This is a genomic window from Hydrogenophaga sp. PAMC20947, from assembly GCF_004795855.1.
In the GTDB taxonomy this organism is placed as follows: domain Bacteria; phylum Pseudomonadota; class Gammaproteobacteria; order Burkholderiales; family Burkholderiaceae_C; genus Hydrogenophaga.
Genome location: NZ_CP039252.1, coordinates 2,585,247 through 2,609,940, shown reverse-complemented (window position 1 = coordinate 2,609,940; position 24,694 = coordinate 2,585,247). Strand labels below are relative to the sequence as shown.

31 protein-coding genes are annotated in these 24,694 nt (G+C 59.6%); 23 read left to right on the top strand and 8 right to left on the bottom strand.

Annotation, left to right across the window (positions count from 1 at the left end):
* The first annotated feature begins 81 nt into the window (after positions 1–81).
* From E5678_RS11800 to E5678_RS11785, 4 genes are all read left to right on the top strand, one after another.
* Complete coding sequence (locus E5678_RS11800) at positions 82–492, top strand: rhodanese-like domain-containing protein (RefSeq protein WP_136178709.1); 411 nt, start codon at positions 82–84, stop codon at positions 490–492.
* Positions 493–515: 23 nt separating this feature from the next.
* A complete protein-coding gene (grxC, locus tag E5678_RS11795) occupies positions 516–773 on the top strand; it encodes a glutaredoxin 3 (RefSeq protein ID WP_136178708.1) in 258 nt (85 codons plus the stop codon).
* A gap of 107 nt (positions 774–880) precedes the next feature.
* Complete coding sequence (secB, locus tag E5678_RS11790) at positions 881–1,336, top strand: protein-export chaperone SecB (protein WP_136178707.1); 456 nt, start codon at positions 881–883, stop codon at positions 1,334–1,336.
* A gap of 24 nt (positions 1,337–1,360) precedes the next feature.
* Positions 1,361–2,374 (top strand): NAD(P)H-dependent glycerol-3-phosphate dehydrogenase, encoded by a 1,014-nt coding sequence (locus tag E5678_RS11785; RefSeq protein ID WP_136178706.1) that lies wholly within the window; start codon positions 1,361–1,363, stop codon positions 2,372–2,374.
* A gap of 62 nt (positions 2,375–2,436) precedes the next feature.
* Here E5678_RS11785 and E5678_RS11780 read toward each other — a convergent pair whose 3' ends face one another.
* From E5678_RS11780 to panB, 3 genes are all read right to left on the bottom strand, one after another.
* Positions 2,437–3,384, bottom strand: a complete 948-nt coding sequence (locus E5678_RS11780; RefSeq protein ID WP_136178705.1) for an IS481 family transposase — start codon at positions 3,382–3,384, stop codon at positions 2,437–2,439.
* 164 nt (positions 3,385–3,548) lie between these two features.
* Positions 3,549–4,415: a pantoate--beta-alanine ligase gene (gene panC / locus E5678_RS11775; RefSeq protein WP_136178704.1), complete on the bottom strand. Its 867-nt coding sequence runs from the start codon at positions 4,413–4,415 to the stop codon at positions 3,549–3,551.
* A gap of 105 nt (positions 4,416–4,520) precedes the next feature.
* Positions 4,521–5,399: a 3-methyl-2-oxobutanoate hydroxymethyltransferase gene (gene panB / locus E5678_RS11770; protein WP_136178703.1), complete on the bottom strand. Its 879-nt coding sequence runs from the start codon at positions 5,397–5,399 to the stop codon at positions 4,521–4,523.
* A 66-nt stretch (positions 5,400–5,465) separates the two neighbouring features.
* On the opposite strand from panB, the gene nadC reads away from it, so the two are divergent.
* From nadC to E5678_RS11755, 3 genes are all read left to right on the top strand, one after another.
* Complete coding sequence (gene nadC, locus E5678_RS11765) at positions 5,466–6,329, top strand: carboxylating nicotinate-nucleotide diphosphorylase (protein WP_136178702.1); 864 nt, start codon at positions 5,466–5,468, stop codon at positions 6,327–6,329.
* A 26-nt stretch (positions 6,330–6,355) separates the two neighbouring features.
* The gene (nadA, locus tag E5678_RS11760; RefSeq protein ID WP_136178701.1) at positions 6,356–7,468 is read left to right on the top strand and encodes a quinolinate synthase NadA; all 1,113 of its coding nucleotides are present in this window, start codon (positions 6,356–6,358) and stop codon (positions 7,466–7,468) included.
* Between the two features lie 227 nt (positions 7,469–7,695).
* Positions 7,696–8,268: a DUF2939 domain-containing protein gene (locus E5678_RS11755; protein WP_136178700.1), complete on the top strand. Its 573-nt coding sequence runs from the start codon at positions 7,696–7,698 to the stop codon at positions 8,266–8,268.
* 123 nt (positions 8,269–8,391) lie between these two features.
* Here E5678_RS11755 and rpoZ read toward each other — a convergent pair whose 3' ends face one another.
* The 3 genes from rpoZ to E5678_RS11740 are packed head-to-tail and all read right to left on the bottom strand — an operon-like array spanning position 8,392 to position 10,166.
* The gene (rpoZ, locus tag E5678_RS11750; RefSeq protein WP_066088432.1) at positions 8,392–8,595 is read right to left on the bottom strand and encodes a DNA-directed RNA polymerase subunit omega; all 204 of its coding nucleotides are present in this window, start codon (positions 8,593–8,595) and stop codon (positions 8,392–8,394) included.
* Positions 8,596–8,619: 24 nt separating this feature from the next.
* Positions 8,620–9,240, bottom strand: coding sequence for a guanylate kinase (gene gmk / locus E5678_RS11745; protein ID WP_136178699.1), 621 nt, complete (start codon positions 9,238–9,240; stop codon positions 8,620–8,622).
* A gap of 8 nt (positions 9,241–9,248) precedes the next feature.
* Entirely contained in the window at positions 9,249–10,166 is a 918-nt protein-coding gene (locus E5678_RS11740; protein ID WP_136178698.1) for a YicC/YloC family endoribonuclease, read from the bottom strand.
* A gap of 61 nt (positions 10,167–10,227) precedes the next feature.
* Between E5678_RS11740 and E5678_RS11735 the strand changes: the two genes are divergently transcribed.
* The 5 genes from E5678_RS11735 to hemW all read left to right on the top strand — a co-directional run bounded on the left by E5678_RS11735 (position 10,228) and on the right by hemW (position 15,031).
* Positions 10,228–11,235: a serine/threonine-protein kinase gene (locus tag E5678_RS11735; RefSeq protein ID WP_136178697.1), complete on the top strand. Its 1,008-nt coding sequence runs from the start codon at positions 10,228–10,230 to the stop codon at positions 11,233–11,235.
* Positions 11,232–12,131 carry a protein phosphatase 2C domain-containing protein gene (locus tag E5678_RS11730; protein ID WP_136178696.1) on the top strand — a complete coding sequence of 300 codons (900 nt, stop codon included), beginning with the start codon at positions 11,232–11,234 and terminating at the stop codon, positions 12,129–12,131. Before E5678_RS11735 ends, E5678_RS11730 begins: the two co-directional genes overlap by 4 nt.
* Before the next feature lie 153 nt (positions 12,132–12,284).
* A complete protein-coding gene (gene rph / locus E5678_RS11725) occupies positions 12,285–13,013 on the top strand; it encodes a ribonuclease PH (protein ID WP_136178695.1) in 729 nt (242 codons plus the stop codon).
* A 25-nt stretch (positions 13,014–13,038) separates the two neighbouring features.
* A complete protein-coding gene (rdgB, locus tag E5678_RS11720; RefSeq protein WP_136178694.1) occupies positions 13,039–13,641 on the top strand; it encodes an RdgB/HAM1 family non-canonical purine NTP pyrophosphatase in 603 nt (200 codons plus the stop codon).
* A 208-nt stretch (positions 13,642–13,849) separates the two neighbouring features.
* Positions 13,850–15,031, top strand: a complete 1,182-nt coding sequence (hemW, locus tag E5678_RS11715; protein WP_247597026.1) for a radical SAM family heme chaperone HemW — start codon at positions 13,850–13,852, stop codon at positions 15,029–15,031.
* A 24-nt stretch (positions 15,032–15,055) separates the two neighbouring features.
* Here the strand turns inward: hemW and E5678_RS11710 are convergent, their stop codons facing one another.
* Both E5678_RS11710 and E5678_RS11705 read right to left on the bottom strand, forming a co-directional pair.
* Entirely contained in the window at positions 15,056–15,484 is a 429-nt protein-coding gene (locus E5678_RS11710) for a thioesterase family protein (RefSeq protein WP_136178692.1), read from the bottom strand.
* 297 nt (positions 15,485–15,781) lie between these two features.
* Positions 15,782–16,693, bottom strand: coding sequence for a hypothetical protein (locus tag E5678_RS11705; RefSeq protein ID WP_136178691.1), 912 nt, complete (start codon positions 16,691–16,693; stop codon positions 15,782–15,784).
* Between the two features lie 802 nt (positions 16,694–17,495).
* Here E5678_RS11705 and E5678_RS11700 point away from each other — a divergent pair.
* The 11 genes from E5678_RS11700 to E5678_RS11650 all read left to right on the top strand — a co-directional run bounded on the left by E5678_RS11700 (position 17,496) and on the right by E5678_RS11650 (position 24,280).
* On the top strand, positions 17,496–18,734 hold the full coding sequence (locus tag E5678_RS11700) for a site-specific integrase (protein ID WP_168708550.1): 1,239 nt from the start codon (positions 17,496–17,498) through the stop codon (positions 18,732–18,734).
* Positions 18,735–18,823: 89 nt separating this feature from the next.
* Entirely contained in the window at positions 18,824–19,426 is a 603-nt protein-coding gene (locus E5678_RS11695) for a hypothetical protein (protein WP_136178690.1), read from the top strand.
* 58 nt (positions 19,427–19,484) lie between these two features.
* Positions 19,485–19,697: an AlpA family phage regulatory protein gene (locus E5678_RS11690; protein ID WP_136178689.1), complete on the top strand. Its 213-nt coding sequence runs from the start codon at positions 19,485–19,487 to the stop codon at positions 19,695–19,697.
* Positions 19,694–20,014: a helix-turn-helix domain-containing protein gene (locus E5678_RS11685; protein ID WP_210731904.1), complete on the top strand. Its 321-nt coding sequence runs from the start codon at positions 19,694–19,696 to the stop codon at positions 20,012–20,014. The genes E5678_RS11690 and E5678_RS11685 overlap by 4 nt, the downstream gene beginning before the upstream one ends.
* A complete protein-coding gene (locus tag E5678_RS11680; protein ID WP_136178687.1) occupies positions 20,011–20,973 on the top strand; it encodes a plasmid recombination protein in 963 nt (320 codons plus the stop codon). The genes E5678_RS11685 and E5678_RS11680 overlap by 4 nt, the downstream gene beginning before the upstream one ends.
* A gap of 101 nt (positions 20,974–21,074) precedes the next feature.
* A complete protein-coding gene (locus E5678_RS11675) occupies positions 21,075–21,857 on the top strand; it encodes a hypothetical protein (RefSeq protein WP_136178686.1) in 783 nt (260 codons plus the stop codon).
* 65 nt (positions 21,858–21,922) lie between these two features.
* Positions 21,923–22,165: a hypothetical protein gene (locus E5678_RS11670; RefSeq protein WP_136178685.1), complete on the top strand. Its 243-nt coding sequence runs from the start codon at positions 21,923–21,925 to the stop codon at positions 22,163–22,165.
* Entirely contained in the window at positions 22,162–22,488 is a 327-nt protein-coding gene (locus tag E5678_RS11665) for a hypothetical protein (RefSeq protein ID WP_136178684.1), read from the top strand. Before E5678_RS11670 ends, E5678_RS11665 begins: the two co-directional genes overlap by 4 nt.
* A gap of 490 nt (positions 22,489–22,978) precedes the next feature.
* On the top strand, positions 22,979–23,380 hold the full coding sequence (locus tag E5678_RS11660) for a type II toxin-antitoxin system RelE/ParE family toxin (protein WP_136178683.1): 402 nt from the start codon (positions 22,979–22,981) through the stop codon (positions 23,378–23,380).
* 1 nt (position 23,381) lies between these two features.
* Positions 23,382–23,834, top strand: a complete 453-nt coding sequence (locus E5678_RS11655; RefSeq protein ID WP_136178682.1) for a helix-turn-helix transcriptional regulator — start codon at positions 23,382–23,384, stop codon at positions 23,832–23,834.
* On the top strand, positions 23,831–24,280 hold the full coding sequence (locus E5678_RS11650) for a hypothetical protein (RefSeq protein ID WP_136178681.1): 450 nt from the start codon (positions 23,831–23,833) through the stop codon (positions 24,278–24,280). Before E5678_RS11655 ends, E5678_RS11650 begins: the two co-directional genes overlap by 4 nt.
* Positions 24,281–24,694 lie beyond the last annotated feature (414 nt).

Below are 24,694 nucleotides of genomic sequence, written 5' to 3'. Positions count from 1 at the left end.
GGACACGCCCGACCGGGCGGCTTGCCAGCGAAGGCCAGCCATACATTCTAAAATCCCATGCTTAACTGAAAGGTAAACCCTGTGAGTTTCTTAATAGAAAACTGGATGTTGATCGCCGTGGCGGTGTTGTCGGGGGCCATGCTGATGTGGCCAGCCATTGTCGGCAATGCGGGCGCGGGCTCGCTGAATGCCAATGAAGCTGTGCTGCTCATCAACCGCGAAAAGGCGGTGGTGGTGGACGTGTGCGGCGCTGACGAGTTCAAGGCCGGGCACGTTGCCGGTGCCAAGCACCTGCCCCTGGACGAGCTTGAGGGCAAGCTGTCTGGCATGGTGAAGAACAAGGCGACCCCGGTCATTCTTGTGTGTGCGTCGGGCGCCCGCTCCAAGCGCGCGGTGGCCGTGGCCAAAAAGCTGGGCTATGAAAATGCCCACTCGCTGTCGGGTGGCCTCGGCGCCTGGCGCGCGGCCAGCCTGCCCATTGAGAAAACCTGAAAACCATCCGAGGAGATTTCCCCATGGCATCAGTCAAGATGTACACCAGCAACTACTGCCCATATTGCAGCCGGGCCAAAGCCTTGCTGCAGCAACACGGTGTGAGCGACCTCGAAGAAATCGTGGTGGACGGGCAACCCGAAGTGCGCGCTCACATGACCAAGCTCACCGGTCGCACCAGCGTTCCACAAATTTTCATCGGCGACACGCTGGTGGGGGGCTGTGACGAATTGCATGCGCTGGACGCGCGCGGCGGCCTCGTGCCGTTGTTGCAGGCCTGAGCGGCTCAGAGGCACCCAGCCGGGTGCTGTGATAATCATGCCAGTGCCCGCTGCGGGAGTTTTTTCTCCGGCGGGCTTGGTTTTTCCGACTTTTTAGAAAGCACACCATGGCCGACCAAGATCCCTCTTTCCAGATTCAGCGCGTTTACCTCAAGGAAGCCTCGCTGGAACAGCCCAATTCCCCAGCTATCCTGCTGGACCAGGAACAGCCTTCCGTGGACATCCAACTGGGTGTGGAAGCCAATCCAGTGGCTGAAGGTGTGTACGAGATCTGCGTGACCGCCACTGTGCAGACCAAGATCAAAGACAAAACTGTTTTCCTGGTCGAAGCCAAGCAAGCGGGCATCTTCGAGATCCGCAACCTGCCTGAAGATCAGATGGGCCCCATCATGGGCATCGCCTGCCCACAGATCGTCTATCCCTACCTGCGTGGCAATGTGGCCGATCTGATCCAGCGTGGCGGGTTCCCGCCTGTGCACCTCGCCGAGATCAACTTCCAGGCGATGTACGAGCAGCAGCAGGCCCAGGCTGCCGGCGAGCCCGCAGCCACTGTCACGCAGTAACCTGCTCTACCCGGACCCCCGACGATGAACATCGCGGTGCTGGGTGCGGGTGCGTGGGGAACCGCGCTGGCCATCAGTGCGGCGTCGCGTCAGCCCGTCACATTGTGGGCGCGGGATGCCGCGCAATGTGCAGAGATGCAGGCGAATCGCATCAATCAGCGCTACTTGCACGGCGCCGATTTCCCAGCCCAATTGTCGGTCGTCAGTGGGCCACTGGACCGCGCTGCGCTTTGGTTGGGTCGTGCCGATGTCGTGATCGTGGCCACACCGATGGCGGCCCTGCGCCCAACGCTTGGCCAACTTGAGGGGCTGACCGTGCCTGTCGCGTGGCTGTGCAAAGGGTTCGAATCGCCGCAAGGACCCGGCGCCACGGAATGGGGCTTGCTGGGTCACGAAGTCTGCCGTGCTGTGGCACCTCGACTGCTTGCCGGAGTGCTGAGTGGACCCAGTTTTGCGCAAGAGGTTGCCCGGGGGCAGCCGACCGCTCTGGTGGCCGCAAGCGAACATCCGGCGGTTCGAGAAGCGCTGGTGGCGGCGTTTCACAGTCCGACATTGCGCATCTATGCCAACGACGACACAGTGGGCGTGGAAGTCGGCGGTGCGGTGAAAAACGTGTTGGCCATTGCGACGGGCTTGTGTGATGGCCTGAATCTGGGCCTCAATGCCCGGGCCGCGCTGGTGACCCGGGGCTTGGCGGAAATGACGCGCCTGGGTCTGGCGCTGGGCGCCAAGGCCGAAACCTTCATGGGGCTCTCGGGTCTGGGTGATCTGGTCTTGACCGCCACCGGCGACCTGTCGCGCAACCGCAAGGTGGGCCAGCTGCTGGCCCAAGGCATGAGCCTGGATCAAGCAGTGGCTTCGCTGGGCCATGTGGCCGAAGGGGTTTACAGCGCCCGCACCGTGGTGCAACGGGCCCGCTCGCTGGGTGTGGACATGCCCATCAGTGAGGGTGTAGTGGCTCTGCTGGAAGGGCAAACACAGCCCGCCCAAGCCGTTGCGGCCTTGATGGGGCGCGACGCCAAATCAGAATCCTTTTGAGGGTTCGTGCTTCGAGAGTCGGCCAAGGCGGGAATACAGCTGCTTGGCCGCGTAACCCGTGCCTAGGTGTAGTTTCTCACGACGTTGTTCCCTGCAAAGCCAAGGCGTGAAGCGGGAGGACGGTGCTCAGTTGCCGAGTGTGGGCGCCTGAAGTTGTAGTGAATCATCCAAGGTTGGAGCTCGCTGGCGCGCACATCTGAGCCGGGGTAGACATAGGCATAAGCCCACTCACGCAGCAGCGTCTGGATGAAGCGTTCAGCCTTGCCGTTGGTGCATGGCGTGTAAGGCCGGGTGCGCTGATGTTTGATCTTCAAGCGGCGCAGCAGTTTTGTGAACCGCTTGGATCGGTAAGCCGATCCGTTGTCTGTCATGACGCCCCAAATGCGCACGTCCAAGGCCCGGTAGTAGCGCAGCGCTGCCAGGAGGTGGCTACACGCGCTGTGGGCCTTTTCATCGGTAAGCAGCTGACAGAAGCCCACACGTGAACGGTCATCAATGGCCACATGCAAAACCTCGTAGCCAGCCCGAGGCGTCTTCTTAGTTCGGTCTGCCGTGACCCTGTGCCCGGGCTGCTTGAAGCGCGGGAGCTTCTTCATGTCAAGGTGCAACAACTCTCCTGGCGTTTGTCGCTCATAGCGCACCACCGGGGGTGTGCCTTCGACAGGTGGCAGTTTGCCCAGCCCCGCGGCTTTACAGGCACGTGCCACAACACTGCGCGAGAGCCCCAGGCGCTCAGCGATGCGCTCAAAGCTCAAGCGCTGGTTCTTGCGCAAGCCCAGGGCGCGTTCAATCTTTTGCACACAGGTGCGTTGCGGCATTGTGAGAGGGCGTGAACTGCGGTCAATCAAACCCGTCGGCCCGTGTTGGCAGAAGCGGCGCTGCCATTTGCGAGCCGTGCGGGGGCTCAGTCCCGCAGCTACGCAAGCGGGCTTGAGTCCAACGCGCTGTATTTCTCGCATCAAATGTGCTCGACCTTTGGGCGTCAATGAGGCATTCTTGTGGATGTTCATTCGAGGAATCCTGAAGAAAGTTGGGAGATGTCAGAACCTCCATCTTCCTTCACCTCGGGTGAACAACCTCTTGGGAAACTACACCTAGGGCAGTACCGCCCCGCCAGCGTTGCCCCCTTGAGGGGGTGACGGGCCGCGCAGCTGGCCCGGCGCGAGGGTGGAGGTTAAACCTCGAAATTGTCGATCAAACGTGTGTTGCCCAGCCGTGCGGCGCCCAGCACCACCAGCGACTCCGGCGTGACTGCGTCAGCGGCTTGAGGCGCTAGCAAATCGGCACGGCGCCGAACAGTGATGTAGTCGGGTTGCCAGCCCCGGGTCGCCAGTGCATGCATGGCGCGGGATTCAAGGGCGTTCAATTGCTGTGGCATGGCTTCTGCAGTCGCCAAGGCTTCGCGGGCCAGCGTGCGCAGCGTGAGTGAGAGCTGGACCGCCTCGGCCCGCTCTGGCTCACTCAAGTAGCCATTGCGCGAGCTCAGTGCCAGGCCGTCGGCGGCGCGCTGGGTTTCGCCGGCAATCACAGTGATGGGCATGGCGTATTGCTGCACCATGCGCTTGATCACCATCTGTTGCTGGTAGTCCTTCTTGCCGAACAAAGCGTAGCGGGGACCCTTGGCCTCCGAAAACACGCACTGGAACAGCTTCATGACCACCGTGCACACGCCGATGAAAAATCCTGGGCGGAAATGGCCCTCCAGGATGTCGCCAATTTCGCCGGGGGGGTGCACCTTGAACAACTGAGGCACCGGATACAGCTCTTTTTCCAGGGGCGCAAAAACGATGTCGCAACCCGCTTGTTCAAGGCGGTCGCAGTCGGCCTTCAGGGTGCGCGGGTAAGAGTCGAAGTCTTCGTGGGGCGCAAACTGCAGGCGGTTGACAAAAATGCTTGACACCACAAGATCACCCAGCGGTTTGGCGCTGCGCACCAGATTCAGGTGACCGTCGTGCAGGTTGCCCATCGTGGGTACAAACGCTGGCGAGTTGTAGGGCCGCATGGCGGCGCGCAATTCTTCGGTGGTGTGAACAAGTTTCATGCGAAAGGAGTGGGGTGTGTCTTTTCAAGGGCGCCACCGAACCGGCTTTGCCGGGCGGCCAGCACCGCCCTCTGGGGGTAGCGCTGTAGGCGATGCGGGGGGGGTCTACCAGGCGTGCAAGTTGTTGTCGGGGAAGCTGCCATCCTTCACCGCTGCCACGAAGGCGGCCATGGCGCCCCGGACGCTGCTGGCGTCTTCCATGAAGTTGTGCACGAATTTTGGATTCTTGCCCAGGTTGATGCCCAGCATGTCGTGCATCACCAGCACCTGACCTGCGGTTCCGTCGCCCGCTCCGATGCCAATGGTGTGGCAGGTTTTAAGTTCTACCGTGATGTCGGCGGACAAGGTTGCTGGCACCATCTCGAGGACCAGCATGGATGCGCCTGCATCCTGCAGTTCGATGGCCTGGCGGCGCAGCTGCAAGGCCGCTGCATCGCCGCGCCCCTGAACCCGGTAGCCGCCCAGCGCGTGCACGGTCTGCGGCGTCAGGCCAAGGTGCGCGCACACTGGAATGCCGCGCTCAACCAGGAAACGCACCGTCTCAGTCGTCCAGCCACCGCCTTCGAGCTTGACCATGTGGGCGCCGGCGCGCATCAGCACAGAAGCGCTGTTCAGCGCTTGTTCTTTGCTCTCGTGGTAGCTCCCAAAGGGCAGATCGCCAATGACCCACACGGTGGCTTGCACGCGCTGCAGCCCCCGAACCACGCTTTCGGTGTGGTATCGCATGGTTTCGAGCGTGACCCCGACGGTGCTGTTGAGTCCCTGGCAAACCATGCCCAGCGAGTCGCCGACCAGGATGCACTCAACGCCTGCTGCGTCGGCGACAGCCGCAAAAGTGGCGTCGTAGGCGGTGAGCATGGTGATCTTTTCCCCACGGTCACGCATTTCCTGCAAACGCGGCAGACTCACAGGCTTGCGCAGTGGCAAGGGTGAGGCCGATGGCAGAGTGCCATAGGGCGTTCCGGTGGTTGTGGCTGCGTTCATGATGTCTCTCCTCAATAGCACTCGGGATGCAGGGCACTATATTCGATCCCGTTATGCTTCTTGTCTATGAAACACCTTTCTGACTTTTCCGCATCCGACATCCAGGCGCTGGCCCGCGCCGATGTGGCGCGTGCGCTGGCCGAAGATGTGGGCCCCGGTGATCTGACAGCAGCGCTGGTGGACAGCTCCCGCAATGCGCGTGCGCGCATCCTCGCTCGCGAAGCCGCCGTGATCTGTGGGGTGGCCTGGGTCGAGGCCGCCGTGCTGGCCTGCGATCCCGACGCACGCCTCACCTGGCACGTGACCGAAGGGCAGCGTTGCCAGGCGGATCAGGTGATCGTTGAGATGGAGGGCAACGCCCAGGCGTTGCTCACGGCCGAGCGCACGGCCTTGAACTTCATGCAGATGATGTCGGCCGTGGCCACCAAGACCGCCACTTTTGTCGAGGCGGTCGTGGGCACGTCAGCCGCCATCGTGGACACCCGAAAGACCTTGCCGGGCCTGAGGTTGGCGCAGAAATACGCGGTGAAAGCGGGCGGTGGCGTGAACCATCGGATCGGCCTTTACGACGCGGTGCTGATCAAGGAAAACCACATCGCAGCAGCAGGCGGTGTCCCCGCCGTGCTGAAGCGGGTGGCAGAAACTGCGCCCCAGGCCCGCTTTGTGGAAATCGAGGTGGAGACCCTGGCGCAACTGGACGAAGCGCTGGCCAGTGGAGCCACCATGGTTTTGCTCGACAACATGGACATTCCCACCCTGCAAGAGGCTGTGAGGCGCAATGCAGGGCGCGCCGTGCTGGAGAGTTCGGGTGGAGTGAACCTGGACACGGTGCGCGTGCTGGCTCAGACGGGTGTTGACCGTATCTCCATCGGGGCCTTGACCAAAGACGTGAAAGCGATCGATTTTTCGATGCGCTTTGACGCATTCTGAAGCTTGTTGAACGGAGTGCAACCCACATGAACACGCAGACCGACGGCGCCGTCATTGATGTCGAATACGAACAGCCCGCTTGCCCCACCAAACACGCCTGGGCGCGCGTTCCTGTGGAGCCCGGCCCCAAGCAGCGCGCTGAGCTGAAAGAGCGCATCCGCCGGCTGCTGAAGGAGCGCAATGCCGTGATGGTGTCGCACTATTACGTGCACCCGGATCTGCAGGATCTCGCGATCGAGACCGGCGGGATTGTGAGCGACTCGCTGGAGATGGCCCGTTTCGGGCGCGATCATGCCGCCCAGACCCTGGTGGTGTCGGGTGTGCGTTTCATGGGGGAGACGGCCAAGATCCTGAGCCCGGAGAAAACCGTGCTGATGCCCGATCTTGATGCCAACTGCTCGCTGGATCTGGGCTGCCCCATTGACGATTTCAGTGCTTTTTGCGACGCAAATCCCGACCGCACTGTGGTGGTCTACGCCAACACCAGTGCCGCCGTGAAGGCGCGGTCCGACTGGCTGGTCACCAGCAGCTGTGCGCTCGACATCGTGCGCGCGCTCAAGGACAAGGGGCACAAAATCCTTTGGGCACCCGACAAACATCTGGGCGGCTATATCCAGCGAGAAACCGGGGCCGATATGCTGATGTGGAGCGGCGCCTGCATCGTGCACGACGAGTTCAAGGCGTTTGAGCTGGAAGCGCTGAAGCGGGAGCACCCCAAGGCCAAGGTCCTGGTGCACCCGGAAAGCCCGGCCGATGTGATCGGCCTGGCAGACGCCGTGGGCTCGACGTCGGCCATTCTGAAGGCGGCGCGGGAGCTGGACGCTTCCGAGTTCATCGTGGCGACCGACAACGGCATGATGCACATGCTGCGCCAGCAAAATCCGGGCAAAGTCTTCATTGAAGCGCCCACGGCCGGCAACAGCGCCACGTGCAAAAGCTGCGCCCATTGCCCCTGGATGGCCATGAACGGTCTGGCCGGCGTAGCCGAAGTGCTGGAGAAGCATCTGAATCAGATCCATGTGGACCCAGCCTTGATTCCGCGGGCCCTGCTGCCCATCGATCGCATGCTGGCATTCACGGCGGCGCAACGGGGGGGCCAGGATGCAGGCGCCTTGGTGCCCAATATCGGCGCTGCTTAAGGGGGCCGATTCTTGTGGCCCCTTGAGGCATCAGGCTTCGAGGCGGCTTTTGACTGTTTGTGTGCCACTCGGTATCGGTGGCATTTGATGCCGCATGTTCCCCCCCCACTGACAGGCAGCAGGGGCGGGTGCGCCTGAATCACCATCGATGTTCTGCGGCTTTGCGTGATGCGGTTTGACTTTACTCACTTCTGCCAAGTAACCAACCATTTCGACAGGGAGCACACATGACCCACATTGCGAGCAAGGCTTCGCTTTTCGCCCTCTTGCTGGCTGTGGCCGGCGTTGCAGGCTATTGGCACTATTCACCCTACCTCACACTGAACACCATGCGCGAGGCCGCTGAGCAAAAGGACGTCCAGGCTTTCAATGAGCGGGTGGACTACCCCAAGGTCAGGCGGAGCGTCAAAAGCCAACTGGCTGCCAAGTTGGCCGGGCAAATGGGGTCAGATGCCAACGAAGGGCAGAGCAGCAAGGGTTTCAAGGCGCTGGGAGCGGCTTTTGCAATGGCACTGGCCAACCCGCTGGTCGACGCCGCGGTACGCCCCGAATTCGTCATGGCCGCCTTGACCAAAGGAGAAATCGAAGTGGTACCGGGTGAGGTGAAGGACGCTGTTGGCGTTGCCGAGCCCAAAAAAGCCAAGCCCAAGTGGGCGTTCGACCGCCAAGGGCCCAACAAGCTGGTCGCTTATGCGAAAAACCCTGAAAATCCAGAAGATGTGAAGGTGGGCCTGGTTTTTGAGCGCAGTGGCTTTGCCGATTGGACATTGACCGAACTGCGTTTGCCTGAAAACCTGTGATGGGCTCGGGCGCTTGCCGGGCGCTTGGCCCGCCTTGGGCCAACAGTGCAGCAGAACCGTAACTGTTCGACCATGAAAAAGCCCGCTGTCAGCGGGCTTTTTCTCGTGCGGATGATCAGAAGATCAAAGGGGCACTTTTTTGAGCATTTCAATGCCCACTTTTCCTTCGGCAATTTCGCGCAGAGCGGTGACGCCGGGCTTGTTCTTGCTCTCAATTTTGGGCGCGTGGCCTTGGCTCAACATGCGAGCTCGGTAGGTTGCGGCCAGCACGAGCTGAAAGCGGTTCGGAATCTTTTCCAGGCAGTCTTCGACGGTGATGCGTGCCATTTTCGGGCTCCAGGTAGCTTGAGTTCAGGGAATGTTGAGCGCCTTGAAGGTATCGCTGCGGGCGATACGCTGGGCGGCGAACTTGAGCCGCTGGGCATGGACGATGGCCTTGAGGTCAAACAAAGCCCGCTCGAACAACTCATTGATTATAACGAAGTCGAACTCGTGGGCGTGTTCCATTTCAGAGGAGGCATTCTGGATGCGGATTTCGATCACCTCAGCGGTGTCTTCCGCACGCCGCTCCAGGCGCGAACGCAACTCCTCCCAGCTCGGGGGCAGGATGAACACCAGCACCGCGTTGGGGAAAATGCGCTTGACCTGAATGGCGCCCTGAAAATCGATCTCCAACACCACATCAGCCCCTTGGGCGATGCGTTGTTCGATGGTGTGCTTGGAGGTGCCGTAGCGGTTGCCATGCACTTTGGCCCATTCCAGAAAATTGTTCTGGATGACCATCTGGTCAAAGGTTTCGGTTGACACGAAGTAGTACTCGCGCCCATGCACTTCCTGGCCACGGGGTGCCCGGGTGGTGTGGGAGATAGAGGGGACAACACGCGTGTCCAGCTCCATCAGGGCTTTGACCAGACTGGATTTGCCGGCCCCGCTGGGGGCGGCCACGACGAACAGGTTTCCGGGATATTGCATGAAAGGGGTCACTCGATATTTTGTACTTGTTCACGCATTTGCTCGATAAGCACTTTCATGTCCACCGAAATGCGGGTGAGATCCAGGCTGGAGGATTTGGACCCCATGGTGTTGGCTTCGCGGTGCAATTCCTGGATCAGGAAGTCCAGCCGCTTGCCGATGTCGCCGCCTTTTTTCAACAGGCGATCGATCTCGACCAGGTGGGAGTCGAGGCGGGTCAACTCTTCGGCCACGTCAATGCGAATCGCAAAGGCGGTCGCTTCGGTCAGGGCGCGGTCGCGCGCCATATCGCCGGTGATGGTGTTGCCAGTGGCTGAAGCCGATGCGCTCAGGGCTTCGTTCCAGCGGTCGATGAAGCGCTGGCGTTGTTGCTCAACCAACTGCGGAATCAAGGGTTGTGCATCTTTGGCCAGGGTGCGCAGCTGCTTGAGGTGGTCGAGCAGCATGGCGGCCAGGCGCTGGCCTTCGCGCTCGCGCGCGCTCAGCAGCTTGTCCAGCCCGGTTTTGGCCAGGGCGATGAGGGGATCGTGCCACTCACCGGGCCGGCTCTGTGGGCGGCTCGAGAGCTGCAGCACTTCGGCCACGGTGAGGGGCGCCGCGCTGGGCAGCCAGGCGCGCACGTTGTCTTGAAGGCCCACCAGCTTCTGAATATCGGCCACGCTGGGCGCACGGGCGCCTTGCTCGGCTTTTCCCTCGACCCAGGCGCGCACTTCTACCTTGCCTCGTTTGAGGCGGCCCACCAGCAAATCGCGCAAAGCCGGTTCGGTGCCGCGCAGGTCGTCAGGGAGTTTGAATGTGAGATCCAGAAACCGGCTGTTGACCGATCGGATCTCCAATCCCAGGCCGGTTTTGACGTCGTTGCCGTCTGCGCCCGCGGGGCCCTCGCTTTGCGCTGTTGCGTAGCCGGTCATGCTGTAAACTGCCATTGAGCTGTGTCCCATCAGTTGGAGTGGGCCAAAACGAGGCGTTCCGGAACCCATCCGAATTATGTCAAAGGTCAAACCCGCCCCGCTGCCCCCCGATACTGTCATCGGTGGCTACCGCATTGTTCGCAAGGTCGCCGCTGGCGGCTTTGGTGTCGTTTACCTCGCGGTGGACACCGAAGGCCAGCAAGTGGCCGTCAAAGAATATCTGCCCTCGTCCCTCGCCACCCGGGGTCCTGGTGAGCTGTTGCCGCAGGTGCAGCCCGAAAAGCTGTCGCTGTACCGTCTGGGGCTCAAGAGCTTTTTTGAAGAGGGCAGGGCACTGGCCCAGATCTCTCACGCCTCCGTGGTGAGCGTGCTCAATTTCTTCAGGGAAAACGAAACCGTCTACATGGTCATGAATTATCTGGAGGGTTCGTCCCTGCAGGAATACATCATCACCGCCCGTGACCTGAAAAAGCAGAAGGTGTTCCGCGAGTCGACCATTCGCTCGCTGTACGACGAGGTGCTCCGCGGGCTGCGCATCGTGCACCAGCACAAGATGCTGCATCTGGACATCAAACCTGCCAACGTTTTCGTCACTGACGACAACCGCGCGGTGCTGATCGATTTTGGCGCGGCGCGCGAAGTGCTGAGCAAAGAAGGCAATTTCATTCGCCCGATGTACACGCCCGGCTTTGCCGCGCCCGAGATGTATCGCCGCGATTCGAGCATGGGCCCCTGGACCGATATTTACGCGATCGGCGCTTGCATTTACGCCAGCATGCAGGGTTACCCCCCCAACGACGCGCCTCAACGACTGGAAAAAGACCGTCTGTCGCTTGCGCTCTCCCGCTTGCGCGGCGTGTATTCAGACAACCTGATCGAAGTGGTGGAATGGTGCATGTCGCTTGACCCACTGTCGCGTCCACAGTCGGTGTTTGCGCTTCAAAAGGAGCTCAGTCGCGAGACTGAGCGCAGCTACACCAAGCTCACCGTGGCAGAAAAAATGCGTTTGCAGTTTGACAACATCGTGTCCGACAACAAGAAGTCGCCCCGGAAATCAACTGCGGCCGGAACCAAGTTTCGATGAAATTTTCGGTCTACCAGATCAGCCGTCAAGGCGGCCGCGAGCGCAACGAAGACCGGATGGGCTATGCCTACACCCGGGAGTCGGGTCTGTTCGTGCTGGCCGATGGCATGGGCGGCCACCCCGAAGGGGCGATGGCGGCGCAGCTGGCCTTGCAGACGTTTTCAGCCTATTTCCAGAAAGCCGCCAATCCCACGGTGCGTGAGGTGCCGGAGTTTCTGTCGAGTGCGCTGATGGCGGCCCACCACCAGATCATCCGTTATGCCGCCGAAAAGGGCATGCTCGACACGCCGCGCACGACGCTGGTGGCGGCGGTGATGGAGCGGGGCAACATGCATTGGGTGCATTGCGGCGATTCCCGGCTGTACCTGGTGCGCAATGGTGAGCTGGTCACCCGCACCCGAGACCATTCCTACATGGAGCAGCAAGCCCACCTGGGCAAAGCCACCCAGCACATCAACCGCAACATTCTGTTCACCTGCCTGGGGTCGCCTGCGAAGCCGGTGTTTGATCTGTCGGGGCCGGTGCAACTGCAGCAGGGTGATCGTGTTCTCCTGTGTTCAGACGGTTTGTGGGGCACGGTCAAGGATTTTGAGATTGCGGCCGAGCTGGCCAAGCACCCACTGGAGCAGGCGGTGCCCGAGCTGGTAGAGCTGGCGCTCAAGCGGGGTGGCCCGCGTTGTGACAATGTGACGGTGCTCGCCATGGAGTGGGAAACTGCCGGTGAGTTTCAGAGCACGCGGGTGTCCACGGAAGACATCGAGGAAGGCGTGTTTGCTTCCACCATTCAGTCGGGTGTGGCCGATCCGACCATTGAAGACCTTGACGACGAAGCGATCGAGAAATCGATTGCCGAAATCAACGAAGCGATTCGCCGCACAGCCGAACGCAACGCCTGATCGGCGTGCCGCTTCGGCGGCCGCCTGCACGGGTCGCCTGTGTGCTCCGGCCACGCCGGTATCAGCGCGTGTCAGCTGAGGCCAATCCCCCCTCGCAAGTGAGACCACCCGGTTCGCTGCGACAATTGAATCATCCCATTTGAGGTTATTTCCATGACAGTTTCTACCCGCCCCGACAACCGGGCCGTTGATGCCTTGCGCCCTGTGCGCATCACCCGTGGCTACACCATGCATGCCGAGGGATCGGTGTTGATCGAGTTTGGCAACACCAAGGTGTTGTGCACCGCATCGGTGGAAGAAAAGGTGCCGCCGCATAAGCGCGGCAGTGGCGAAGGCTGGGTCACCGCCGAGTACGGCATGTTGCCCCGCGCCACGAACACGCGCAACTCGCGTGAGGCGGCCAAGGGCAAACAGAGCGGTCGCACCCAGGAAATCCAGCGCCTGATCGGGCGTTCACTGCGCGCGGTGTTCGATCTCAAAGCACTGGGTGAGCGCACGATCACCATTGACTGCGATGTGCTGCAGGCCGATGGGGGCACGCGCACCGCCAGCATCACCGGCGCCTACGTGGCCGCCGCCGATGCGGTGGCCACGTTGCTCAAGGCCGGTTTGATTTCAGCGACCCCGATCAAGGGACCCGTGGCGGCAATTTCGGTCGGTATTCTGAACGGCACACCGCTGCTGGATCTGGAGTACGTGGAAGACTCAACCTGTGACACCGACATGAATGTGGTCATGACCGGGGCAGGGCATTTTGTGGAGGTGCAGGGCACGGCGGAAGGCGTTGCCTTCACCCGCCAGGAAATGGACGCTTTGCTGGCGTTGGCCGAAAAAGGCGTTGGCGAGCTGGTGAAACTCCAGGCACAGGCGCTGGGCGCCTGAAGCGTCATCGATCGGGCTGACAGAGATGAAACTGGTTCTGGCATCGAACAACGCCGGCAAGCTGGCCGAGCTGCAAGCCCTGTTTGCCCCGCTGGGGGTGGAGCTGGTGCGCCAAGCCGATCTGGGTATTCCCGAGGCGCCCGAGCCCCATTGCACTTTTGTTGAAAATGCCCTGGCCAAGGCCCGCCACGCGGCCAAGGTCAGCGGCTTGCCCGCGTTGGCCGATGACGCGGGTTTGTGCGTGGAAGCATTTGGGGGCCTGCCTGGGGTGGACACGGCTTTTTACGCGACCCGGTTTGGTTACGCCAAAGGGGACGACAACAATGTGCGTGCTTTGCTGGAGCAACTGCAAGGCGTGACCGACCGGCGCGCAGCACTGGTGAGCACACTGGTGGCCCTGCGCAGCGCAGAGGATCCCGAACCGCTGATCGCCATGGGCCGCGCGCCCGGCTTGATCACGCAAGCGCCGGTGGGAGATGGCGGCTTTGGTTTTGATCCGGTGATGTTTCTGCCGGAATTCGGAAAAACCTTTGCTGAGCTGTCGCCCGAGATGAAAAATGCCAACAGCCACCGCGGCAAAGCAGCGCAACTGATGCTGGCGTTGATGCGAGACCGTTGGTTCATATGAAACACCGCGGCGGCGCCATGGGTGTGCCTGGCATGCCGGAGCAGAGACCGTTTTACTGCTTCTTCGGAATGTCCAAGTCCGCTCCGGCAGGCTTGGAGCCGCAGCCCTCAGCCCCCGCCCGATGATCGATCCCAAACCTATTCGCGTGGCCTTGCCTGTCAGCAGCAAGGCGCAAGCCGAGCCACACTGGAGCGATGTGCAGCACTGGATGCGCCCGGGCACCTTGCAGCTCAAGGGGTCACCACCGCTCTCGCTCTACATCCATTTGCCGTGGTGCTTGAAGAAGTGTCCCTATTGCGATTTCAATTCGCACGAGTGGAGTGCGCGCGCTCAGCCCGGACAAGCCCTGCCAGAGCAACCGTACATCGATGCATTGCTGGCCGATCTGACCGCTTCCTTGCCCTTGATCTGGGGCCGCACCGTGCACAGCATCTTCATTGGGGGCGGCACACCCAGTCTCTTTTCGCCCGATGCGATCGACCGCTTGCTGGGTGGCGTGCGGGCGTTGGTGAGGCTGGAGGCCGATGCAGAGGTCACGCTGGAAGCGAACCCGGGTACGTTCGAAAAAGACCGTTTTCGGGCGTTTCGACAAGCGGGGGTTACCCGCTTGTCGATCGGGGTGCAGAGCTTCAACGACGACTACCTGAAAGCCTTGGGCCGCGTGCACGACCGGGCGCAGGCCATCGCGGCAGTGGAAGAGGCATCGCTGTCTTTTGACACCTTCAACCTGGATCTGATGTATGCCTTGCCCGGCCAGGGCCTGGCTGAATGCGAGACCGATGTGCGCATGGCGCTGGGCTTTCAACCCCCCCATGTGTCGATCTACCACCTGACACTGGAGCCCAATACCTACTTTGCCAAGTTTCCACCCAAGCTGCCCGAAGAGGACGATGCCTACGCAATGCTTGACCGCATCACGGAGCTCACAGGCGAGGCTGGTTTGCAGCGTTATGAAGTTTCCGCCTTTGCGCGGCCCGGTCATCGGTGCTGGCACAACCTGAACTACTGGCAGTTTGGCGACTACCTCGGTATCGGGGCGGGCGCCCACAGCAAGCTCAGTTTCGCACACCGGGTGGTGCGCCATGTGCGGGCGCGCGACCCACAGCTCTACATGGTCAAGGCGATGGCCGGTGATGCCGTTGTGGGGGTGGAAGGCGTTGAGCGCAAGGCTTTGCCCTTTGAGTACATGCTCAACGCCTCACGCTTGCGTGAAGGATTTGCCGTGCAAGATTTTCTGGACCGCACCGGTTTGCCCCTTTCCAGTCTGGAGCGGGGGCTGCAACAGGCCCGTGAACGCGGCTTGCTGGAAGCCGGGACCCAGCAGATCGTGCCCACCGAGCGGGGCTTCGACTTTTTGAGCGACTTGCAGGCGCTGTTTTTACCGGACTGAGTGGTTGGTGCGCTTGGCCCACGATCAGAGGGCCGCGAGCTGTGCGAGGAACGGTTCGGGAACAGCCGCCACGCGACGGGTCTCGCGGTCGATGAAAACAATGCCGATTTTTCCGCGCGCGACTTCCCGCTGTGAGATCACCTCTTCCATGCGGTACGCGAGGTCGAAGCCGTAGGGGTTGTGGTCTTGAGGCACCATGCTCACCCGCATGGTTTCGCCGTGAAAGCCTTCGGATTTGTATTGAGCCACGATATCCCCGACCACGATGGGATGACTCGCCACGTCAGATTCACGGTAGCCGAGGAACTTGAAGAATCGCACTCGAGCCTCGGATACGAGGGTCAGCAATTGTGCGTTGTCGAGATGCCCGCCCTGGTTGACATGGCTGATGTAGATCTGAATGTCGGTGGAAAAGACAAAACGATCGGGCAGGGTGATCTGGATGCGTGGCATGGGAGGCGTGATGTGCTCGGGGCCTGGACCCTGAGGTTGCGCTGGGCAGAGGGGAAATGCAGGATGCGAATCGAAGCTGTATTGTGCCAACCAGGCAGGGGGCCAGACTCTTCAAGCGATCCGCGCGGCAACCCAATGAACGTCCCGACCCGCTACCGGTTGCCTGCGCGGCTGGCTCGATGGCGATCTGCGGTTTCAATGGATGCGGCGCCGAAGCTGCAAAGCAGGAGCCGTAGCATGAAAAAAAACACCCCCGGCCGAAGCGCGGGGGGGTTTCTTGGGAAGCGGTGTTCCGGATTAGAAACGGTACGCCGCTTGCAGGAACATGCCTTTGCGCTTCGTCTTGTAGGTTTCCAGCTGGTTCTCAGACGCCTGCTCGGTGATGCCCGTGGTGATGTCGGACGACACCGACCACACACGGTAGCCGGCACCGATGCTCAGTGCCGGGGTGATCAAGTATTGCAGTGCGATGCTGATCTGTGATCCGCTGCCGTTGCCATTGCCGGGGGTCAGGCCCAATCCAGACAAGTGGTGGTTGTCTGTGTTTTTGTGGTCAGGTTTGAAGTAGGCAGCCTCGCCCGAAAGGGTGAGTTTGTCGTTCACCGCGAAATCCGCCGTCACGCCGATGCGTGGGCCGGTGAACTTGTCGGTTTCGGTGATGCCGAGTTCGTTGTCTCCCACATCGCCGGGTGAGCAGATGTCCGAAGTTGCCAGTTGGGTGCAACCATAAGCGCGGTACGTCTCATTCCACTTGGCGTAGCCCACAAAGCCACCCACGCGGAGGGCGCCACGCGTCACGCCGTAGCCCAGGTCCACAGAGCCGTACTTGACTTCGCTCTTGAGCAGGCTTGTTTCGGTGCGGGAATAGGGGTCGGTTTCTGGCTCGAAGTCTTCGTCGTATTCCACGCCGCTGTTGCTGGTGCCCGTGCCCGACAAGATACCTTTGACGAACACGCCGCTGGTGTGGTCCACGCGGAAGAACACTTCAGGCGACCCCACGTTCTTGGATTTGTACTGCAGCGCCGACACCGCACCGTCGGCGGTGCTCATACCACCGTAGAGGGTGTACTCGGGACCACCGCTGGAGTGCCAGTAACGCGCACCGATTTCGGTGGTCAAGTCGCTGGCGAAGGCGGTAGAGGCAAACGACATTGCACCGATGGCGGCGATGACAGCGGTTGCTTTGAGGCGAATGGCGGGGTTTTTCATGTGCGTAGTTATATGAATTAGGAATTACCAAAATCGCTCAGTTGAATGAGTTTTTTTGGGTTAGTTTTGCCGCACGCGAGTCTACTTCTTCGGTTGTAGTTTCAATTCGTTACTTGCTTTCATGTTGGGTTTTTGAAACGAAAGGGTCGTTCTAAACCCCTCAGTTGTGACATAGGGCCGCTGTTGGCTCTTCCCGTCTCTCTGAGTAGGCGCTGGGCGAGCGCATACGGCGCAATACACCGCACGGTGGCGTGGGGTCTTCGAACGTTTGCGTTGATGAGCGTCCAAGGCGCCCGCGCAGCGGGCTGTCACGCCAGCGCCAGCCCGCTGCGGTGGAACGATTGCGGCGGAAGCGAAGGGTGCACGTGTGCCTTGTGTGGCTTTGGCTCACCAGATGGCAGGGCTTCTTGGCCGGGGCTTTGCTCAGCCAGAGATTTGTCTGCAGGTGTGATCATGGTGTCCAGCAGGTCGTCGATTTGGATGGCGCTGCCTGAAATCCACTCTGCAACAGTTGGGCTGATCGACGAGCCGGGTCCGCGCAGTTGGAGCAGGAGGTGTCACAACATGCCACGCCGAACGATGGGTAAAACGATGGGCAGAAATGCAAAACGGGCCGCGAGGGCCCGTTCTTCATAGCTTTCTGGCGGAGACTGTGTCCTTATCAGATGTCCTCTCGTTGAATCTCGAATGGTCAAAAAAGACGTTGTAAAACAGTAACTTACAGTCGATCATGTCTCTTACTTAGTCTCAGGATACCCCGTAGAATCTTACAGAATCATGTGGGTAGAAACGGGGGTAGATTTTGGCAAGAAGCATCAACCGACTGAATGCGGTGAAGCTGGCAAAGATGGTGAAGTCGGGGTACTACCCAGACGGTGACAATCTTTACCTTCAGGTGAGCCCGACCGGGGCCAAGTCTTGGATATTCCGGTTCACTCTGGACGGCAAGTCGTATGAAATGGGCTTGGGCAGCTTTACGACCTACACCCTGGCTGAGGCGCGGGAGAGGGCTACGGCGAATCGTAAGCTGTTGACCGATGGGGTGAACCCGCTGGTCATGAAGCGTGAACAGCAGCTATCACGTCGGATGGCCGATGCGAACATCATCACGTTCGACAAGGCAGCTGCCGACTTCATCGTCGCCCATTCCCCGGGTTGGCGCAACCTGAAGCATGCTGACCAGTGGCGCAACACCTTGGACGCATACGCCAGCCCGGTTTTTGGCACCCTGCCATTGAGTGCCATCAACACCGCGATGGTGTTGCGTGTCCTGAACCCCATCTGGACGACCAAGACGGAAACGGCTTCTCGGCTGCGAGGGCGCATTGAGCGAATTTTGGATTGGGCAAAGGCGCAGGGCTACCGAAGCGGAGACAACCCGGCTGCATGGCGTGGGCACCTGGACAAGGTCCTGCCCAAGCCGGAAAAAGTTGCCAAAGTGGAGCACCACCCAGCCATACCCTGGAAAGAGATCGGCGCGTTCATGCAAGAGGTGCGCACGATTCACAACCTGTCGTCGCTGGCGCTGCAATTCATCATCCTGACAGCTTCGCGCACGTCTGAGGTGCTGAACGCACGATGGTCGGAGATCGATATTGACGCTGCCCTGTGGACCATCCCAGCCGAACGAATGAAAGCGGAGCGAGAGCATACTGTCCCGCTGTCTCAGGCGGCGCTGGACGTACTGGAAAAGGTCAAGGCAGAGGCAGGTGCTGGTGAGTATGTTTTCCCGGGCCGAAAGGAGTCTGGGCTGTCCAACATGGCGGCGTTGAAACTGTTGCAGCGGATGGGCCGTTCAGACCTGACTGTTCACGGGTTCCGGTCCACATTCAGGGACTGGTGCAGCGAGGTCACTGACTACCCGAACCACGTGGCCGAAATGGCGCTGGCACATTCCATCGGCGACAAGACCGAGGCTGCATACCGTCGCGGCGAGCTGTTGGAAAAACGCCGTGCGCTCATGAACGATTGGGCCGTGTACTGCGCTACTGTACGCAGCACTGGCGACGTGATCCCTATTCGAACAAAGGTGGCGGTGTGAAAAAACGATCTTCCTCAATGCGTCCGCGAATACCTTCGGAGTGGGCACAAGAGGCACCGCACATATGCGCACTGATGTGCATGCCACTTGTGTCGCTCACCACGCGGCTCGCTGTGGTCGCTGAAACGCAGGAGCATTTGATTCGGCACCTGGAGGCCATTGAGGAGCCATTCCCGGTGGAGAGCAAGGGTTGGCGCGAGGTGGTGTTTATGCACCCACCCGGCCACCCCGAACGCGGAGACCTGCGACTTCCACGGCTTGGCATGGCGTACTGCGCAATGGTCGAGGAGCGTTACACGGGGCGCGACCACTACGCGGTAAAGCTGTTTCATCGTTGTTTGCAAATTCTTGAGCGTGGAAGTCTGACGCCGCAAGACTTGGTCATGTTTGGTGTTGAGTACACGGGCATGGCTGGCGTTGAGTCGTTGAGCCGGTCGCTTGCTGGCAGCCGGAAGCGGGAAGCCCGCCCAAAACCACTGTTGCACCAACGACTTTATGCGGAGCACCGGCAGCACCCAGGTGAAGCGTTGGACGAACTGTTGGGTCACTTGCTGAATAAGGGCGTTGTAACTAGTTTCGACGTAGATTCAGCGCGGTGTGGGCGCGTCCAATGGGAAGGCCAAGACGGCCGTCACGAAACTCCGCGTTCAACGGTTCGTGGGTGGTTCACGGCGTTCAACAAACTGCGATGAGTTAACTAGTTAACTGAGAATTGGGAGGGACAAATGGGGCTTCACTCAGGAGCTACCCATGAAGACCGATCCATCCAATTTCGACACCTTGCCCAACTCGGCACTGGTGAACATCAAAATGCTGTGCGCGGTTAGCGACATAGCCGAATCGACCGCTTGGCGACGCTGCTCGCTGGAGCCTGATTTCCCACAGCCCATCAAGCTCGGACCGAAATGCACGCGCTTCAAGGTCGCAGACATCCGCGCCTTTTTGCAGGGTGTGGCAGCGTGAGCACCGGCCCAAAAGCGAAACTCCCAGGCGGACGGGTCTGGGGGTCACTGAAAGCGCAGACTAAATACCAGCGCCAGTACGTACCCAAAAGCACGGCCACGATTGCTCAGCGGCAACGCATCGTCGCTGCACTGAAGCGCGCACCAAAGACCTCACATGACTTGCGGTGTCTTGGCGTGTACCAACCCAGTGCGCGCATCAAAGAACTTCGCGAGCGCCACGGCCTGGACATTCGGACCAGCCGCGTGGACCTATACGACCGCGATGGCTACTTGCACCCCCGCTGTGCCTTGTACACGCTGGTGGGTACAACATGAATGAGGTCGCCTACTTCGGGGTGAAGTCAATTAGCCTGTCGCGTCTTGGTAAGCGAAAGCCCTGCACCTTGGAGCAGGCTGCGCGCCACAATTTGCGTGAAATCCAGTGCGAGAAAGGCGCAGACGGCCACATTGACGCCGCACGCTCAAGCCTAAACCAGGTGCTAGCCGGTCCGATCACGGCAGCGGCTGTGCAGGCGCTGGCCGTGTCGCTGATGGCTGCCGCTGGCGTCGATGTGAAGACGCTGCGCAAGGACCACGCTCAAGCGCTCGAATGTTTGTTCTCGCTCCCGTCCATTTGCCCCATAGACGAACACCAATACTTCGACGCCTGCCTCTCCTGGCTTCGCGCTGCCCTTTGCTTGCCCATTCTGAGCGCGACGGTGCACCGCGACGAAGGCGCTCCGCACATGCACGTGTTGATGCTGCCGTTGCGGGGTGGCGAGCACGTTGGAAGTAAGCCGATCCAGCGGGACGAGTGGCAGCGCCTGTGTGCACTGTTCTTTGAAAATGTGGCCGGGCCTGCCGGGTTACAGCGACCCGGCGCCAAGTTGCACGGCTCGGTTAAAAAATGGGCCGTAGACGCGGTTTTGCATGCATGCAGTGACCGAGGGCTGCCCGACGCACTTGGTTCGTTCTGGCCGTTCGTGGAGGCTTCCATTCGGCGCAATCCTGGCGAGGCGCTGAAGGCGCTGGGCATGCAACTTGAAAGTGTGCGGCCCACCGCTAGCGAGCGCCCTCAAACCCAGTGCGTAAAACCGAACACTGGGTTTGCCTCGAACCCATATGGGTTTGCCGAAAACGAAACCCAATGCTCTGTGGGTTTGCCACCACCAAAGCCATATGGGTTCTGTGATGCACCCGCTGCTCGTTTGCCCGGGATCTTGCCAGAGAGAGACCCTGTGGTCATGGCTTTGCTTCTGCGCCTGACAAAGGAGGGACGCTCCGCCTTTGCTTGAGCCCTGGCGCGCTTGTCGCGGCGATTCCAAATTTCTACCCCCACTCTTACCCCCGTCACTCCTAAATGACCACTTGGTCAAACCCAACCTGAAAGACCTTCATGAAGACCTACACCATTGCCAACACCGGCCACGTTTTCCACATGCCTGAAAGCACCCCATTCGAGGGCGCAGCTCAGTTTGATGTTTTCAAGGCCGCCCTGAATGCGGTGAACGCTTTGGCGGAACAAAAGCAGGCACTTCTGAACGACAGCGACTTGAGTGGGCCGGGCAAGGAAAAACGCCTCAAGCCCGCGTATGAGACGGGCTGGGCGATTTTGGTGGCTGGCTACAACCGGCTTGCCGAGTTGGACGCTGCCACAAACCAACGTGAGGCCGTTCTCTTGGCAGTACCGCAGCTTCACCCGACCCACTCAGCGTGCGCAGTCGAAGATGTAGAGCTGCGCCAATACTTTCGCGCATTGCCGCTGTCTGAGCGAACCAAAATCATGACGGTGATTCAGGACACCCCCGAAGGTGGCGAACGCTACCTTCGCTTGCAGATCGCCATCTTGCGTTCGCCTATCCCATTGCCGGCTGATCATGAGATGGCGTTTTTCAAATCGCTGTGGAAGCAGACGAAGCGCTTGGGCAACGTTGCGGAGTCCATTGCAATCGACAGCGAGCGTGCGGCCACAGAGTTTGCCACTCGCGGTTTGAATTTTCTTCAAGGCATCTTGGCATCGTCTGCCTTGACGGGCTGGTCGCGTATGGAGCTGTTGGCATGGCTGGTGCGTGACGCTGGCCGTATCGACGCAGCCAAGGCGCTTGGCTTTGGTGTGTTCGACATTGAGAACGCCAAACAGGCGCAGAAAGTCGCCGGTCGCATCCCTGCGACTGCATAAGGCAATCCCTGCCCCGTGGCGCAAAAGACGCGCCTCGGGGCCCTTTGATGGCATCCAAGCGCAACATGAAACATTCCCAACACCGCAGCCCACCTGCCACCGAGCAGACACCCCCCCGCCTGAGACTCAAGCTGACGACTGCCGGCGATGTACGCCGCGAACTCGGAAGGCTTTACCGAGAGGGCAAATCAGGCCAGCGCGACGTGGGCGACGTGTCGCGCCTGGCGAACGTACTTCAGATACTTTCGCGCTGCATCGAGACTTGCGACCTTGAGGTGCGCATCAACGAACTGGAGGGCAACCCATGAAAGCCTTGTCGAATCGCCTTGCAAGGCTTGAGCAGGCCACACCTGACGGCCCGCGCCCGGTGCTTGTGTTGATATTTGGTGTCGGCTTCGACCGGGAGACCTTGACAGGCGTGGATGGTTTGGAAGACCACCCTCGAATAAATGGTGAAGGCGTGGATGACTACATAGCACGACTTGAAGTGCATCTACGCGCTACCCGTGGCCGTGCATTGCCGTTCGTTGGGTTCGCTCAATGCGGACTGGACGATGTGCCAGACGCACCACACACACCGAAAGATGCAGTTCTGTCGAGTTTTAGTGGTCAGGTAACGCACCTAGTTTGAAAAGGAAGGATGGGTAGGGCGTGGGTCGCGCACAACTGAACATCCAGGGGTGGCCAACGCGTACCTGTTAGCTCCTATTTGGCGGAGCCTCGATCTAGCCCATCGGTGTCACCGCCCCGAAATCAAGGGGGGCAGTTTGGGTTTGCATCCCGCATGGCCATTGGGTTTTCCTGTTGAAGGAAGCGATCGTTGAATATTTGTATCTCTGGTCAAATCCACGCTAAGTTCGACGTACTAGTACTTTTGAATGGGGTGCGGATCTCCCGAGCTATGATCCTTCCTCGAGTGCGGGAGCATGGGGAGCACTTCATGCTGAACGCTGCAGGCGTAAGACTGCACACCTTCTCATGAGTGATCCAGGACTAGATCCCGTGAGCTAGGGAAGTGCACAGATTGTGTGATCCGCCTAGCAGGTACTGACGATCGAAAAGCCACAAAAACAAGGAGGAGAATCAGTGATTTCAACAATAAAATTAACCTATGAGTTAATATGATCGCTGTCAGAGTGATCGCAAAAGGCGCTTACCGAGTAGTCGCTATGAAAAAGGGGGCTTCCTGTCCGGCTGAAGATTTCCTCGCGACCGGCTCTGAGGACACAGCGGCTTCGCGAGAGGGGCTACTGGATCTCATTGACCGTGTTTCTGAAGAGGGACTTGCCGCCTTGCCTCCAGCGCTTTGCCATCTGGCTGACCAGAAAAGAGGGATATATGAATTTCGCAAAGGCCGCTTACGGCTCTTTTTTTTCAAGGGTCTGAACGGCGACGTGGCAGTGTGTACAGGCGGAGTACTCAAGAAGTCACAGAGGGCCGACAAGTTGGCGGTGGATAGGGCCGCCAGCATGAAGCAAATTTATATGAATAACGCCGATAACATCACCTACGAGGACGAATGAGATGGCACTAAATAAACGCCTTCGGGCATTGGTTGACGAAGCAAAAAAGTCAGATGGCTATTGGGTGCAAAACGCCAAGCTCGGCTTTGCTCTGGCCTTGGAAAAGTGGCGCCGCCGTAGCGAGATGTCAAATACGGAGTTGGCAGAAAAAGTGGGTAGTAGCCCCGCCTACATGACTAAAGTGTTTCGAGGCGATACAAATTTCACCATCGAAACAATGGTGAAGTTGGCGAGGGCGTGCGGAGGACGTTTGGAGATTCAGATTGTCGAGACCGGAGTCTCCTCTAAGACGTGGGCGAATATTGCTCGCCATGCGCCTGCCCAACATGGTAAGGATTTTCAACGAGCTCAGTTTTTCGTACTGCACAGCGCTATTACAGTGCCGGGTACTGCTGCGAACGGCGATTGGCTGACAGCAGCAGCACATGATGAGCGTTACGCGCTGGCCGCATGAGCGCGTTGAACCCAGCATACTCGTTGGTGCAGTTGTTTTTTGTGCGAAGCGTAGTGATATCTATTCCAGAGCACAAACCAGAAAGCACTGAGGAAATCAACACGGAGAACGTGATAGACGTGCGCCGCGATGAGCAAGACAGCAAAGTGTTCGTTTGTTCGATGCGCAGCTCTACCAACATCGAACGTAAGCCTACCTACCCGTACCATATTGACATGGAGGCAGTGTGTAGCCTCAGGCAAATTGATGACACCCTGGATGATGCCTTGGCCCTGCGTGGAGCCACAATCACTGCACATTCGGTGCTCTACGGAGCTATCCGCGAAGCTACTTCTTGGATTACAAGTCGACAACCATGGGGGCAGATTCAACTGGGGTTGTCTGTTCTAACGACAAAGGCTGAAGCGCCGGGTCTTGGCGAAGATGCTGAAAAAGCGAGTGATTGAAGGGCGCGTATCAGCTTGTCTTTGACTACTCGCTCATTTACCCAGTTTCGTTGTGTCACCCACCCTCTGCGATCTTTGCTTTCGCAGCGCCTTGTGACGGGTGGGCGAAACTTGAACTGGCCCAAATCATCTTGCCACTGGTAAACGACTTTGTGTCTTTTCTGGATTGCGAGGGTGGCCACGCTACCCGCGATCACTTGCGGTTTTTGATGTCTGGCCGAGCAGTATGTCTAAATTGCATGCTGGATTTTGAAGCCGTTTGGCCAACTGTGGTCAGTTGAGCTAGCGTACAGGCCTATCTTCCCCTGAGGATTGGAAAGTATCAGCTGCGAGAAGTGCATCCGAGTATGGATGCACAAGGACGCCACGATTTATATGTTGCTTAAAGCAGGGTGAACAAGTACTCGTTTTGTG

Bases quoted from the DNA above. Each gene is read 5' to 3' on its own strand.
- E5678_RS11710 (WP_136178692.1), bottom strand. From the start codon at position 15,484: ATGCCACGCATCCAGATCACCCTGCCCGATCGTTTTGTCTTTTCCACC.
- E5678_RS11735 (WP_136178697.1), top strand. From the start codon at position 10,228: ATGTCAAAGGTCAAACCCGCCCCGCTGCCCCCCGATACTGTCATCGGT.
- secB (WP_136178707.1), top strand. From the start codon at position 881: ATGGCCGACCAAGATCCCTCTTTCCAGATTCAGCGCGTTTACCTCAAG.
- E5678_RS11660 (WP_136178683.1), top strand. From the start codon at position 22,979: ATGATCGCTGTCAGAGTGATCGCAAAAGGCGCTTACCGAGTAGTCGCT.
- nadA (WP_136178701.1), top strand. From the start codon at position 6,356: ATGAACACGCAGACCGACGGCGCCGTCATTGATGTCGAATACGAACAG.
- hemW (WP_247597026.1), top strand. From the start codon at position 13,850: ATGCGCCCGGGCACCTTGCAGCTCAAGGGGTCACCACCGCTCTCGCTC.
- E5678_RS11670 (WP_136178685.1), top strand. From the start codon at position 21,923: ATGAAACATTCCCAACACCGCAGCCCACCTGCCACCGAGCAGACACCC.
- E5678_RS11780 (WP_136178705.1), bottom strand. From the start codon at position 3,384: ATGAACATCCACAAGAATGCCTCATTGACGCCCAAAGGTCGAGCACAT.
- E5678_RS11785 (WP_136178706.1), top strand. From the start codon at position 1,361: ATGAACATCGCGGTGCTGGGTGCGGGTGCGTGGGGAACCGCGCTGGCC.
- rpoZ (WP_066088432.1), bottom strand. From the start codon at position 8,595: ATGGCACGCATCACCGTCGAAGACTGCCTGGAAAAGATTCCGAACCGC.
- E5678_RS11655 (WP_136178682.1), top strand. From the start codon at position 23,382: ATGGCACTAAATAAACGCCTTCGGGCATTGGTTGACGAAGCAAAAAAG.
- rph (WP_136178695.1), top strand. From the start codon at position 12,285: ATGACAGTTTCTACCCGCCCCGACAACCGGGCCGTTGATGCCTTGCGC.
- E5678_RS11690 (WP_136178689.1), top strand. From the start codon at position 19,485: ATGAAGACCGATCCATCCAATTTCGACACCTTGCCCAACTCGGCACTG.
- E5678_RS11650 (WP_136178681.1), top strand. From the start codon at position 23,831: ATGAGCGCGTTGAACCCAGCATACTCGTTGGTGCAGTTGTTTTTTGTG.
- panC (WP_136178704.1), bottom strand. From the start codon at position 4,415: ATGAAACTTGTTCACACCACCGAAGAATTGCGCGCCGCCATGCGGCCC.
- rdgB (WP_136178694.1), top strand. From the start codon at position 13,039: ATGAAACTGGTTCTGGCATCGAACAACGCCGGCAAGCTGGCCGAGCTG.
- gmk (WP_136178699.1), bottom strand. From the start codon at position 9,240: ATGCAATATCCCGGAAACCTGTTCGTCGTGGCCGCCCCCAGCGGGGCC.
- E5678_RS11730 (WP_136178696.1), top strand. From the start codon at position 11,232: ATGAAATTTTCGGTCTACCAGATCAGCCGTCAAGGCGGCCGCGAGCGC.
- nadC (WP_136178702.1), top strand. From the start codon at position 5,466: ATGAAACACCTTTCTGACTTTTCCGCATCCGACATCCAGGCGCTGGCC.
- E5678_RS11705 (WP_136178691.1), bottom strand. From the start codon at position 16,693: ATGAAAAACCCCGCCATTCGCCTCAAAGCAACCGCTGTCATCGCCGCC.
- E5678_RS11675 (WP_136178686.1), top strand. From the start codon at position 21,075: ATGAAGACCTACACCATTGCCAACACCGGCCACGTTTTCCACATGCCT.
- E5678_RS11755 (WP_136178700.1), top strand. From the start codon at position 7,696: ATGACCCACATTGCGAGCAAGGCTTCGCTTTTCGCCCTCTTGCTGGCT.
- E5678_RS11680 (WP_136178687.1), top strand. From the start codon at position 20,011: ATGAATGAGGTCGCCTACTTCGGGGTGAAGTCAATTAGCCTGTCGCGT.
- grxC (WP_136178708.1), top strand. From the start codon at position 516: ATGGCATCAGTCAAGATGTACACCAGCAACTACTGCCCATATTGCAGC.
- panB (WP_136178703.1), bottom strand. From the start codon at position 5,399: ATGAACGCAGCCACAACCACCGGAACGCCCTATGGCACTCTGCCATCG.
- E5678_RS11665 (WP_136178684.1), top strand. From the start codon at position 22,162: ATGAAAGCCTTGTCGAATCGCCTTGCAAGGCTTGAGCAGGCCACACCT.
- E5678_RS11740 (WP_136178698.1), bottom strand. From the start codon at position 10,166: ATGGCAGTTTACAGCATGACCGGCTACGCAACAGCGCAAAGCGAGGGC.